This window comes from Devosia sp. FKR38, from assembly GCF_005222805.1.
Lineage (GTDB): Bacteria > Pseudomonadota > Alphaproteobacteria > Rhizobiales > Devosiaceae > Devosia.
Genome location: NZ_STGC01000002.1, coordinates 407,042 through 420,631, shown reverse-complemented (window position 1 = coordinate 420,631; position 13,590 = coordinate 407,042). Strand labels below are relative to the sequence as shown.

The 13,590-nt window shown below is 67.4% G+C and carries 7 protein-coding genes; 5 read left to right on the top strand and 2 right to left on the bottom strand.

Translation table 11 applies throughout. The features are described 5' to 3' along the window. Positions 1-233 precede the first annotated feature (233 nt). The 5 genes from E8M79_RS01980 to E8M79_RS01960 all read left to right on the top strand — a co-directional run bounded on the left by E8M79_RS01980 (position 234) and on the right by E8M79_RS01960 (position 9,601). Positions 234-938: a nucleotidyltransferase family protein gene (locus tag E8M79_RS01980; protein WP_137150251.1), complete on the top strand. Its 705-nt coding sequence runs from the start codon at positions 234-236 to the stop codon at positions 936-938. Continuing rightward, positions 935-3,946 (top strand): double-strand break repair protein AddB, encoded by a 3,012-nt coding sequence (gene addB / locus E8M79_RS01975; RefSeq protein ID WP_137150250.1) that lies wholly within the window; start codon positions 935-937, stop codon positions 3,944-3,946. Before E8M79_RS01980 ends, addB begins: the two co-directional genes overlap by 4 nt. After that, positions 3,943-7,374 carry a double-strand break repair helicase AddA gene (addA, locus tag E8M79_RS01970; RefSeq protein WP_171015670.1) on the top strand — a complete coding sequence of 1,144 codons (3,432 nt, stop codon included), beginning with the start codon at positions 3,943-3,945 and terminating at the stop codon, positions 7,372-7,374. Before addB ends, addA begins: the two co-directional genes overlap by 4 nt. Before the next feature lie 78 nt (positions 7,375-7,452). Continuing rightward, a complete protein-coding gene (gene trxA, locus E8M79_RS01965) occupies positions 7,453-7,776 on the top strand; it encodes a thioredoxin (protein WP_137150248.1) in 324 nt (107 codons plus the stop codon). 154 nt (positions 7,777-7,930) lie between these two features. Continuing rightward, on the top strand, positions 7,931-9,601 hold the full coding sequence (locus E8M79_RS01960) for a glycoside hydrolase family 3 N-terminal domain-containing protein (RefSeq protein WP_137150247.1): 1,671 nt from the start codon (positions 7,931-7,933) through the stop codon (positions 9,599-9,601). A 13-nt stretch (positions 9,602-9,614) separates the two neighbouring features. Here the strand turns inward: E8M79_RS01960 and E8M79_RS01955 are convergent, their stop codons facing one another. Next, entirely contained in the window at positions 9,615-10,907 is a 1,293-nt protein-coding gene (locus tag E8M79_RS01955) for a folylpolyglutamate synthase/dihydrofolate synthase family protein (protein WP_137150246.1), read from the bottom strand. Between the two features lie 104 nt (positions 10,908-11,011). After that, a complete protein-coding gene (locus E8M79_RS18525; protein ID WP_137150245.1) occupies positions 11,012-13,522 on the bottom strand; it encodes a methyl-accepting chemotaxis protein in 2,511 nt (836 codons plus the stop codon). Between the last annotated feature and the right edge of the window lie 68 nt (positions 13,523-13,590).

The window sequence follows — 13,590 nt, the reverse complement described above, 5'->3', positions numbered from 1 at the left end:
TGATGGGGGAGGTTGGGAGGGGGTGCGAGAGCCCCGATATCGGGGCCAACCACCCCCACCCAGCCGCCATTCGGGCGTAGCCCTCATGGCCTTCTTGCCTCGGATCACGCCGCTGGCGTGATCCGCCCGTCGGGACGGCGCGAAGCCCCACAAGGGGGAGGGTGTCGACTGAGGTGTCGGTGCAAAGGGCCGCCGCTCTTGCCACTCGCCCGCTCTCCGGCTCATATCCGCCCATGAGCGACACCAGCCGATTCCCCGATGTCATGCTGCTGGCCGCTGGCCTGGGCAGCCGCCTGCGGCCCATCACCGACACCGTGCCCAAGCCGCTGGTGCCGGTGGCCGGCGTGCCGCTGATCGAGCGGGTGATGGACAATGCCAAGGCCGAGGGCGCCAAGCGCTTCATCGCCAATGCCCATTATCGCGCCGACCAACTGCTCGCCCATTTCGGCGGCCTGCTCAAGCTCAGCCGCGAGGAGGCCCTGCTCGATACCGGCGGCGGCGTCAAACAGGCCCTGCCCATGCTGGCCTCCGACCCCTTTGTGGTGATGAACACCGATGCCTTCTGGCCATTGGGCAGCGACCAGCCCATCGCCCGCATGCTCAAGCGCTACACCGGCCCCGAGGATATCGTTCTGCTCTGCGTGCATCCGCGCGATGCCCATGGCTTTGCCCGCAGCCATGATTTCTGCCTCGCCCCCGATGGGCGCATCACCCGCGACTATGGCGCGCCGGTGATCTATGGCGGCGTCGCCATCATGGGCAAACCCCTGTTTGCCGATACGCCCGACGGCGCCTTCTCGCTCAATCTGCTGTTCGAGCGCTGCCTGGCGCGCGAAAGCCTCTTTGGTGTGGTGCTCGATGCCCCCTGGTTCCATGTCGGCGATCCCGCCGCGCTGGCCCTGGCCGAAAGCGCCCTCGCGGCCCCCACAGCGCCATGACGCTGTTTTCCATCGCCCCGCACGCGCCCTTCATCGCCACCCTGGCCGATCGCATCATCGATGGCACGCTGCTGGGCGGCGCCGACCGCAGCCAGCCCTTCTGGCTCACCGATGTCACCATCGTGCTGCCCACCCGCCGCGCCAAGCTGGCGCTGGCCGATGAATTCGCGCGCCGGGGCCTCGGCCTTCTGCCCGATATCCGCACCTTTGGTGGCGAAGTCGCCGACGAAGAGCCCTTCCTGCCGCCCTTTGATGCCCCGACCCCGCTGCCGGCCGCCAGCGCGCTCGAGCGGCGTCTGGTGCTGTCCCGCCTCGTCCATGCCTGGGCCAATACAGAGGGTGGCCAGCGCGCCTTTTCCACGCCCCCCACAGCGGGCGAAATCCTCTCCATGGCCGAATCGCTCGGCCATCTCATCGATGATCTGCTGACCGAGGAGCGCAGCCCGGCCGACATTGCCGCCATCGCGCCATCGCTCGAAGCCAATCTCAGCGACTATTGGCTGCAGACCATCAGCTTTCTCGATATCGCCTTGCGCTATTGGCCCGAGCATCTGGCCGGCGCCCGTGCCGATACCGCCGCCCTGCGCGGCCAGCGGCTCGACCGCCAGGCCATGGCCGCCCCGCTGGTCTATCGGGACCGCCCGGTGATTGCCGCCGGCTCCACCGGCTCCATTCCGGCCACGGCGCGGCTCCTGGCGGCCATCCATGCCCTGCCGCGCGGCGCCGTCGTGCTGCCCGGGCTCGATTGCGCCATGACCCCGGCCGATCACGCGGCTCTCTTGCTGCCCGACAGCAATCCGCATGGCCATCCGCAATATGGCCTCGCCCGCCTGCTGCGCAGTCTGGGTGCCGCCATCAGCGATGTCACCGAGCTGGCGCCGGGCGACCATCCCCGCACCACGCTGGTGCACCGCGCCCTGGCGCTCACCGAAGACACCGCCCGCTGGAACCGCCAGCGCCTCACGCCCGAGCAACTGGCCGAGGCTGGCGCGGGCGTCACCATCATTCGCGCCCGCACCGAGGACGAACAGGCCCGCGCCATTGCCCTCGCCGCCCATGCCGCGCTCAGCGACAAACAGACTGTCGGTATCGTCACCCCCGATCGCAACCTGGCCCGGCGCATTGCCGCCGAGCTGCGCCGCTTCGGTGTGGTGGTCGATGATGCCGCTGGCGTGCCGCTGTTCCAGTCCGCGGCCGGGCGCCTGCTGCGCCAGATCCTGGCCTTGGCCAGCTCCAATATCGCCGCCGTGCACCTGATGGCGCTGCTGCGCAACCGGGCCATCCGCTTCGGCCGTGACCGTGCCGAGATTTCCCGCCTGGCCGATGATATCGAGCTGGGTCTCTTGCGCGGTCAGCGCCCCAATCCCGGCTTTGCGGGCCTGCTCGCTGCGCTCTCGGCCAATATCGACAAGACCATCACCCACCCGGCCCGCCGCCTGTCCGAGGGGGATCGCGCCCCCATCACCGGCCTCCTGGACGCCATCGCCGCCGCCATTGCGCCGCTGACCAGCCTCCTCGAAACCCCCGTCATCACCGCCAGCAGCCTCGCCGCCGCCCTCTGTGCCGCCTTTGATGCCGTGGCCGATGGCGCCGAGATCCCCGGCCGCCGCGAACTGGCCGACTGGGCCCAGCAGATGGCCAGCCACACCGGCGAAGGCCACAGCTTTGCCCCGCGCCAGCTCGATGGCGTCCTCAGTGCCCTCATGCTGGGCGCCCAGGTCCGCACCATAGAAGAGCGCCGCAGCGACATCGCCATCTGGGGCCAGCTCGAAGCCCGCCTGCAAAACCCGGACCTGCTGGTGCTGGCTGCGCTCAATGAGGACAAATGGCCCGAGCCGGCCGATCCCGGTCCCTGGCTCAGCCGCGGCATGCGCCTGGCCGCCGGGCTCGATCCGCCGGAACGCAAGCAGGGCCTCGCCGCGCACGATTTTGCCCAGGGCCTGGGCAATGCCAAAGTTATCCTCAGCTATGCCGACCGCGTCGGCGCCAGCCCCGCCATCGCCTCGCGCCTGCTGCAGCGGCTCACCGCCTTTGCCGGCACCGAGGAGGCTGCGCGCTGGATTGCGCGGGGCGCCCATTGGCTCGATCAGGCCCGCCGTCTCGATATGGTGCCCGAAACCCGGCCCGCCCCGCGTCCGGCGCCCAATCCCCCCGTGGCGACCCGCCCGCGCGCCCTTTCGGTCACCGAGATCGAAACGCTGATGCGCTCGCCCTATGACATCTATGCCCGCCATGTGCTGGGCCTGCGCGCGCTCGATCCGCTGGGCGACACGCCCGACGGCCGCGAACGCGGCACCATCATCCACGACATTTTCGCCCAGTTCGTCATCGATGGGCATGACGTCATGGCCCCCGATGCCATCGATGTGCTGATGGCCATTGCCGTCGACAAATTCTCCGGCCTTGATGCCATTGGTGAACGCCGCGACATCTGGCTGCGCCGCTTCCACACTGCCGCCACCCAGTTCCTCGCCTTCGAGCGCGCCCGCGAGCCCATGGTGGCCCAGCGCCACGCCGAAATCCGCGGCGAAATGGTCTTCCCCATGGCCGAGCCCTTCACCCTCAGCGGCCGCGCCGACCGCGTCGATGCGCTGCGTGATGGCACGCTGGAGATCATCGATTTCAAGACCGGTTCGCCCCCCACCAAGGGCGCCATGCAGGCCTTCGAGGTGCCGCAACTGCTGCTCGAGGCGCAGATGGCCGCTGCCGGCGCCTTCCCTCAGCTCAGTGCCGCGCCCACCACGGCGCTCACCTATATCAAGGTTGGCCTGGGGCCTGATGCCTTCACCGCCAAGCCCTTCATTCCCCATGACGAGCACGACGTCATGTCTGCCGCCGACGAGATCGCTCGGCGCATGCAGCGCCATGTCGAGCTCTTCCTGATGCATGAAACGCCCATGCCCGCCCGCCTGCTGCCGCTGCCCGGCCAGCGCTTTGCCGGCGCCTATGACCATCTGGCGCGGCTGGCCGAATGGACCGCCATCGATGGCGGGGAGGGCGAGCCATGAGCGAGCGCGGCCGCCTCGTCGTCCCCTCTGACACCAGCCGCCACCAGGCATTGGCCGCCGATCCTGCCTGGTCGATCTGGGTGTCGGCCAATGCCGGCTCGGGCAAGACCTTTGTGCTCACCCGCCGCGTGCTGCGCCTGCTGCTCTCGGGCGTCGCGCCCGAAGCTATCCTCTGCCTCACCTATACCAAGGCCGCCGCCGCCGAAATGCGCCGCCGCGTCGCCGATCGCCTGGCCGAATGGGCGCTGTTCGACGATTCCGCCCTCGACAAGGCCCTGCGCGACATCGAGGGCCGCGAGCCCGACGCAGCCCTGCGCAATCGCGCCCGCACCCTTTTCGCCCGGGCGCTCGAAACCCCCGGCGGGCTCAAGATCGTCACCATCCACGCCTTCTGCGAATCGGTGCTGCACCGGTTCCCACTCGAAGCCGGCGTGCCCTTTGACTTCTCCGTCATTGAGGACGATGAGCGCACCGCCCTGCTGCTGGCGGCGCGTGAAACCGTGCTGGCCCAGGGCCTGGGCGTCGCCGGTGCGGTGGAAACCCTCTTTGAAACGCTGAGTGATGATCAGATCAAGAACGCCATCAACGCGGCCCTGGCCGATGGCCGCAAGCTCAAGCTGGTCCTCGCCGATCCCGCCCGCGCCAAGGCCAATCTGCGCGCGCTGATCGGCGCCGCAGCCACCCTCTCCGTTGACGAGATCGAAGCGGCCATCACTGGCGAGCGCCTGATTGGCCCGGCCGACCTCCAGGCGCTCTTTGCCATCACCCCGCCCAAGGGCGGCAATCGCAGCCTTGAGGACAAGCTGGCCGCGCTCGATGCCAGTAGTCCTGCCCCCGACGCCTGGCTGCGCGCCTTCCTCACCAAGGATTTGACGCTCCCGTCTCGCCTCGTGGTCAAGGCGGTCACGACGGCCAATCCCGATCTGGCCGACCAGCTCCAGGCCGAAGCCGAGCGCCTCGCCGCCCTGGCTGCGGCCCGCAGCGCCGCCGCGCTGGTCGATCGCAGCGAAGCCCTTCTCGATATCGTCGCCGCCGTCGGCCAGCGCTACGAGGCCACCAAGCGGGCGCGCTCCCTGCTAGATTTCGACGACCTGGTCGAGCGCCTCGCCGATCTCTTCCAGAACCAGTCGGGCGACTGGGTCCGCTACAAGCTCGATTCCGGCATCGATCATATCCTGGTCGATGAAAGCCAGGACACCAATGGCGAGCAGTGGCGTGTGGTGCGCGCCATCGCCGAGGAATATTTCGCTGGCGCCGGGGCCGTCACCCGCCCGCGCTCACTGTTTGCCGTGGGCGATCAGAAACAGTCCATCTATTCCTTCCAGGGCGCCGAACCGGCCCTCTTCGGCCAGACCGGTGGTGACTACCAGTTGCGCGCCCGCGAGGCCGAGGTGCAGTTCCAGCCCGTGCCGCTGCGCACCAGCTTCCGCACCCTGCCCGAAATCCTCGCGGCCGTGGATCTGGTCAGCGATCGCCCGGACATCCAGGCGGCCCTGCTGGAAACCGAAAAAGTCCATCACAACACCGCCCGCACCATGCGCGGCGGCAGTGTCACGCTCTGGCCGCCCATCCAGCAGCCCGGCGAGGCCCGGGCCGATGCCGATTGGCCCACCAGCGTGCTCGATCTGCAGCCCAGCGCCCCGCGCCAGGTGGCCGAGGCCATTGCCGCCCGCATCCGCGGCTGGATCGATGCGCGTCGCCCGCTCACCGGCCGTGGCCGCGCCGTCACCGCCGATGATGTGCTGATCCTGGTGCAGTCGCGCGGCCCCGTGTTCCAGGAGGTCATCCGCGCCCTGCGCAAGGCGGGCCTGCCCACCCCCGGCGCCGATCGCCTCGGCGTCACCGGCCATATCGCCGTGCTCGATCTTCTGGCGCTCTGCGATGTGCTGCTCAATCCGGCTGACGATCTGCAATTGGCGGCCCTGCTGCGCTCGCCGTTGTTTGATATCGATGAGGACCTGCTGTTTGCCGTGGCGCAGCCGCGCGCCGACCGCCAGACGCTCTGGCAGGCGCTGGCCGCCCATGCCGACCCCGCCGCTGTCGCCGCCGCCGAGCGCCTGGCCCGCTGGCGTGGCGAGCTCGATTTCGAGCGCCCCTTCGAATTCCTCGCCCAGGTGCTCTATGCCGAGGGCGGCCTCCGCCGCTTCCACACCCGCTTTGGCCCGGAGGTCGACGACATCGTCGCCGAACTGCTGGAGCTGGCGCTCAGCCACGAGCAGGGCGCCCAGCCCTCGCTGCAGGGCTTTGTCGCCGACATGCGCCAGCGCTCGGGCACCATCAAGCGCGAATTGCCCGATGCCGGCGCCGGTGTTCGCGTCATGACCGTGCATGGCGCCAAGGGCCTGGAAGCCCCCATCGTCATCCTCGCCGATGCGGCCACCAAGCCCAGCAAGCAGATGCTCGGCAAGCCGGTCTATCTGCTCGCCGAAGCCCCCGGCCCGCTGCTGGTCCATGCCGCCGGCAAAGGCGATCACGTCGAGGCCACGCTGGGCATTAAACAGGCTGTCGATGACAATCTGGAGCGCGAATACTGGCGCAAGCTCTATGTTGCCATGACCCGCGCCGAGGACGAGCTCTATGTCACCGGCGCGCTGACCCCCGGTTCCGAAGCCGCCACCCAATTGGCCGGCAGCTGGTACGAGGCCGTTGAAACCGCGCTCCGCCCCCTGTCCGAGACGCAGACGGACGATGCCGGGGTCGAAACCGCCATCATCTATCCGCGTGAGCGCATTGCCCCAGTCCCGGTGCCGGATTCGGCGCCCACGGCCGATGCCGGCCTGGCGCCCTTGGTGTTGCCGCCCCTGCCGCCGGCGCCGGTGATCACCCGCGTCTCGCCCTCCCAGGCCGCCACTGGCGCCAGCGCGACTGCCGCGCTCGATAGCCTCGCCGAACAGCTGCGCGACGCCGAAGCCGCCCGCCGCGAGGGCATTGCGCTCCATGCCCTGCTGCAACATCTGGGCACGCTCGACCGCGCCATCTGGCCAGCCATTGCCGAAAAGGCGCTGATGGCTCTGCTGCCTGATTCGCCCGCTGATCATCCGCGCCTGGCCACAAAGGCCATGTCCATCCTGCGTCGCCCCGCGCTGGCGCGGCTGTTTGGCCCCATGAGCCGCGCCGAAGTCCCCTTTGCGCTGGACCTTTTGCGCGACGGCGAGCCTGTTCGTCTCAGCGGTCGCATCGATCGTCTGGTGATTGACGAACAGGGGGTGTTGGTGGTCGACTACAAGTCCGATGCGTCGGTGCCACAAACCGTGGCCGAGGTGCCGGGGAACTACATCACCCAGCTCGGATTGTATGCGTTGGTTGCAGGTCAGCTTTTCCCCGGTCAGGTCATACGGGCGGCAATTTTGTGGACGAGTTTGGAATCATTGATGAATCTGCCATCAGATGTGTTGGTGGCGGGCGCCCGCGGCTTCACCATGCGGTGATCTCTGTTGCGCCCACGCTGGACTCTTCCCAGCTTTAGGCGCACACAGACCGCCGCTTTAAACAAAAGGCAAAAACCCATGACTAGTCACGTTTCCGATGCCAATTTTGGCGAGGAAGTCCTGAACTCCAAAGAACCCGTCCTGGTGGACTTCTGGGCGGAGTGGTGCGGGCCCTGCCGTGCGATCGCACCCGTGCTCGATGAGCTGTCCGTCGAACTGGCCGGCAAGGTCAAGATCGTCAAGCTCAATGTCGATGACAACCCGGGTACCGCCAGCAAGTATGGTGTGCGCTCCATCCCCACCATGATCCTGTTCAAGGGTGGCGAAGCCGCCGACATGAAGATCGGTGCAGGCACGCCCAAGGCCGGCCTCACCAAGTGGCTCGAAGGCCACGCCGCCTGATCCTTCGGGCGCCAGCGAATTTGTGAGCACCGCCGGGGCAACCCGGCGGTGCTTTTCTGTGTTTGGCGCCTTCTGCCGGATAATTGCCTTGGTTCCGCTGCAACCAGCCATCTGCTAAGCCTTGCAGCCAACAAGAAGACTGGGGAGGAAGCCAATGGCTCCCATCGATCTCGCCGCCGCGCCGTTTCACCTCGATGATGCCGCCATGGCCTGGGTCCATGCCACCCGCGACGCCCTGAGCCCGCGTGACAAGCTGGCCCAGCTCTTTGTGCTCTTGGCCCGTGGCACGCCCGAGGAAACCATCGAGGCTGTGCGCAGCTTCAAGCCGGGCGGCATCACCCGCATCTATTCGGACGATCTGATCGCCGAATACAATCTGGCGCGCGAACTGTCCGCGCTCAGTGCCATTCCGCTGCTGGTCAGCGCCGATCTCGAAGGCAGCCGCATGAGCCTGCCGCTTGGCACCAGCGTGCCCAATCCGCTGGGCCTGGCCGCGGTCGATGATCTCGAAGCCACCACCGCCATTTCCACCCTCATGGCGCGCGAGGCCAATGCCGTCGGCCTCAACTGGAGCTTCACCCCCGTCATCGATCTCAACATCGCCTGGCGCAGCGCCATTGTCGGCACCCGCTCCTATGGCAGCGACATCGACAAGGTCGAGCGCCACGCCCTGGCCCAGATCGCCGCCTTCCAGGCCAATGGCGTCGCCGCCACCGTCAAGCACTGGCCCGGCGAGGGCTTCGACGACCGCGACCAGCATCTGGTCACCACCGTCAATCCGCTCTCCATGGCCGATTGGGAGGCCAATTTCGGCCGCCTCTACCGCAAGGCCATCGATGCCGGCGTGCTCTCCATCATGTCCGCCCATATCGCGCTGCCGGCCTATGCCCGCGCCATCGATCCCGATTGCGGCGCCGAGGCCTATCGCCCCGCCTCGCTGTCGCGCCTGCTCAATCACGATCTGCTGCGCCGCGAACTGGGCTTTAATGGCCTGATCGTCTCCGATGCCACGCCCATGGCTGGCATGGGCGATTGGGGCCCGCGCGACCAGACCCTGCCCGAAGTCATCATCGCGGGCTGCGACGTCATCCTGTTCAGCGACGATCCCAATGCCGACCTGATGCGCCTGGTCAAGGCCGTGGCCGATGGCCGCCTCAACCAGGATCGGGTCGACGAGGCCGTCACCCGCGTACTGGCCCTCAAGGCCCATCTGGGCCTGCATGCCGCGCCCGAGGCGCCGACCCTCGAATCCGTCGCCGGCCTCGTCGCCTCCGACGCCCATCTGGCCACCGCCAAGGCCGTCACTGCCCGCGTCCCCACCCTGGTCAAGGATGTCCAGGGCCTGCTGCCGCTGTCCCCGCTGCAGCATCGCCGCGTGCTGGTGTTCTCGGGCGGCGCCGTCGTCCCCTTCGTGCCCCATCCCTTGCCGCTGAGCCTGCCCGACCGGCTCTCTGCCGAGGGCTTTGAGGTGACGCTCTTCACCCCGGACCTCGAGATCAAGCCGACCGATTACGATCTGGTGCTCTATCTCTTCGCCGAAGAGACCACGCTCACCCGCAGCCGCATTTTCCTTGATTGGGTCAAGCTCACCGGCTCGGTCTTTGGCGGCATGCGCCGCTATTGGCACGATCTGCCGACCCTGATGGTGTCGCTGGGCTATCCCTATTATCTCTACGACGCCCCGCGCGTGCCCACCTATGTCAACGCCTATGGCTCTTCGGAAGCCATCCAGGCGGCCGTTGTCAATGCCCTGCTGGGCCGCACGCCCTTTGCTGGCACCAGCCCCGTCGACCCCTTCTGCGGCAGCGATCAGGCCCGCTACTGAGCGGGCCGCGCCATCAGTCCGGCGGCGTCTGGTTCTTGGCCAGCACGTCGCCGGCCAGATAGAGCGAACCACAGATCAGCACGCGGGCATTGGGCACCTCGGCCGCCGCCTTGAGTGCCGACAGGATCGAGCGCTTCGGCGCTGCTGCAAAGCCCCTGGCCCGTGCCGCGCTGGCGATGTCATCGGCCTTGTGTGCATTGGGCTCGCCTGGCACGGTCAGCGTATAGATCTGCTGCACCTGCCCGGCGAAGGGCATCAGGAAATCGCCGGGATTGCGCGTGTTCATCATGCCCATGATCAGCACCAGCGGCGCCGATCGCGTGCGGTTCATCTCGGCAATCGCCGCCGCCAGTGCCGTGGCGCCATGCACATTGTGCCCGCCATCCAGCCACAGTTCGCTGCCGGCATGCAGCATGTCGCGCAGCTTTCCATGTAGCGGCATCATCCGCGCCGGCCACACCACTTGGCGCAGGCCCGTGGCGATATCGGCGTCGCTCACCGGCAGCCCGAAATGCCGCGTGGCGGCAATGGCCAGCGCCGCATTGTGGAACTGGTGCCCGCCGATCAGCGCCGGTGGCGGCAGGTCGAGCAGCCCGTCCTCGTCCGAAAAGACCAGCCGCCCGTCCTGGGACTGGCCATGGAAATCCTCGCCCTGCCAGATCGGCCGCACGCCCAGCCGATGCGCTGTCCGTTCGATCACGGCACGGCCCTCCGGCTGCTGCAGCCCGATGACCGCCTTGCTGCCGCGTTTGAGAATGCCGGCCTTGTTCACCGCGATCTCGGCAATGGTCTTGCCCAGGAAGCCCTGGTGGTCGAGATCGACCGGGGTGATGATCACGCCCAGCGGATGCTTGACCACATTGGTGGTGTCATAGGTGCCGCCCATGCCGGTTTCGAGCAGTAGATAGTCGGCCTTGGTCTCGGCATAGAGCAGCATGGCGGCCACCGTGGTCACCTCGAAAAAGGTGATCGAGCGCCCCGCATTGACCGCCTCGACCCGCTCCAGCGTCGCATTGAGCCGGCGCGTATCCACCAGCTTTCCGCCCAGGCGAATGCGCTCGTTGAAGCGCACCAGATGGGGGGAATTATAGACGTGCACGCTCTGGCCGGCCGCTTCGAGGAACGCCCGCAGATAGGCGATGGTCGAGCCCTTGGCATTGGTCCCGGCCACATGGATCACCGGCGGCAGATGCTCCTGCGGATTGCCCAGATCGGCCAGCAGCGGCATCATGCGATCCAGGCTCAGGTCGATCAGCTTGGGGTGCAGCCCCGAAAGGCGCTTGAGGATGGCATCAGTACGCGACATGGCAGCGGTCCATTGATCTGGGCCCGCTGAGTTAGCGCCGATTCTGCCCCGGCTCAATGCTCAGTTGCACGGGCCGGGGCTGCAGTCTGGGCAGGGCCAGGGCTTTAGAACTCGTTCCAGTCCTGTTCGGCCGGCGCCGCATTGCCGCGGCGCAGGTAATTGCCCGCCACCGCCTTGAGCTTGTTCTGCATGCCGCGCACCACATTTGTCGCGGTCGCGGTCGAGGGCGCCGGCGCAGCGGCCGGCTTGGCCGGCGCATTGCCGATGGTGAAGATGTCAACGATCCGGTCGAGCTCGCTGGCCTGGGCCTCGGTCTGCTCGATGGCGGCATTGGTCTCTTCCACCAGCGCGGCATTGTGCTGGGTCATCTCGTCCATCTGCCGCACGGCGATATTGACCTCTTCGAGCGCGCTGGCCTGCTTGCGGCTGTCGTCCGAAATGGCGCGCAGCGCGACCGTGCTGCCGCGGATGCCGTCCAGCATGCTGGCCAGCTTTTCGGCCGCCTCGGTGACCAGGCGACTGCCGCTATTGACCTCGCTGGCCGATTGCTCGATCTGCGTCTTGACGTCGGCCGAGGCGCTGGCCGCGCTCTGCGCCAGGCGCCGCACTTCCACCGCCACCACGGCAAATCCCTTGCCGGCGTCGCCCGCCCGCGCTGCTTCCACCGAGGCATTCAGCGCCAGAAGGTTCGTCTGGAAGGCGATATCGTCGATCAGCCCGATGATATTGGAAATCCTGGTCGACGACTGCGTGATGCGCTCCATCGCCTGGGTCGCCTTCTCCATCACCACGCCGCCCGCTTCGGCGGTTTCAGACACGGTGATGGCCTGCACGCTCGCCGTCTCGGCCTTCTTGGCATTGCCCAGCACCGTGCTGACCAGCTGTTCCATGGTCGCCGAGGTTTCCTCGATCGTGGCCGCCTGGCGGGTGGTGCGTTCGGAAAGGTCATTGGCGCCACTGAGGATTTCCCCGGTCGCGCGCTTGAGCGCCCGCGAGGTGTCGCGCAGCTGGCCGACGATCTCGCCCAGCTTCTCGGCCACCGCATTGGTATCCTGCTTGAGCCGGGCAAAGGCGCCGTCATAGTCGCCGCGCACGCGCCGCGTCAGATCGGTATCGGCCAGCGCCGCCAGCACTTCGCCGGTTTCGCCCAGCCCGCGGTCCACCGTTTCCACCAGCACATTGACCGATCCGGCCAGGGCATTGAGCTCGGCATCGGGGAAGCGCGCATCCACGCGCTTGGAAAAGTCGCCGGCAATGGCCGCATCCACCACATGGCCAAAGGCCTGCTGCAGCTCGGTCATCATCGCCGCGCGCTCGGCCTGGCTGCGGATGATCTGGGCCGCCTCGGCCTCGGTCATTTCCGTCATCTTGATGCCATTGGCCCGGAACACTTCCACCGCCCGCGCCATGGCGCCCAGCTCGTCCGAGCGGTCGGCGCCGCGCACTTCGATGTCCAGCTGCCCCTTGGCCAGCGCTTCCATGGTGCCGGTCAGGCGGGTGATCGGCCGGGTAATGCGCTGCGAAAAGATCAGGCCCAGCGCCGCCACCACGGCCAATAGACCCGCGCCGATCGCCAGCATCAGATTGCGCATATTGGCGACCGGCGCCAGGATCTCGTCCTTGCCCATCACCGCCACTGCCGCCCAGTTCTGGCCCGGGGTGGTGATCGGCGCTGCCGCCACGATCATGTCCATGGCGCGATAGCTATTGGTCTCGCCTTCGCTGCGCGTGCCGGCCAGTGCCGTATTGAGCACAGGGCCGGCAAAGCCGGTCACCATGGCGTCATTGTCGGGCGTAAAGCTGGAATCATTGCGCAGCAGCCCATCCGAGCCGGCCACCAGCACTTCCCCGGTCTCGCCCAGGCCGGTGCGGTCGCCCACCACGGCGTCGAGCCGCTCTGATGGCAGCTGGATGGCCAGCACGCCCACCTTGCGCCCCTGGGCATTGAACACCGGCTTGGCAAAAAAGGCCGCCGGCAGCCCGCCCGCCGGCCCATAGGCGGCAAAATCGGCAAAGGCGATGTCGTCGGGGTTCTCGATGGCCAGCGCCTGCGTAACCACAGCGCCCAGCGTCGTGGTCTCAAACGGGCCACCCTCGGCAAAGCGGGTGCCGAAATCGGCAGATTTGGTCACCGAATAGACCAGGAAACCCTTGAGATCGAACAGATAGAGGTCGCGATAGCCGCGTGCCGCAATGGTATTGCGGAAGCCGGCATGGAAGCGGGTATGGGTCGCGTCATAGGCGCCCGTCGTCCCCAGCGTTTCCAGCGCCGCCAGATTGTCCGGATTGGGATTGGTATCGACATAGAGCTTGCGCACTTCAGCGGTCGGGTCGACCTTGAACTGCAGCCAGGCGCCGCCGAAATCGCGCAGCGACTGCACGGTGGCCTCCGATCGCGAGGTCGACACCAGATCGTCCCGCACGGACTTCAGATAGGTGGAGACCGCGGACGCGCGCTCGCTGGCCAGGGTCATCAGATTGGTCTCGGCCGCGCCGCGCAGGGCCTGGCTGCCGATCATATAGCTGCCGATGCCCACGCCCAAACTGACCAGCAACGCACTGCCCAGCAGTGCCAGAGGCAGTTTGCGGGCAATTGGAAGCGAAAAGATCGACATGAAATGACCCCTGCTGCTGCCAACAAACAACCGGCCGCGCCAATGCGACTGTCGTGCAGCTTTCCAGC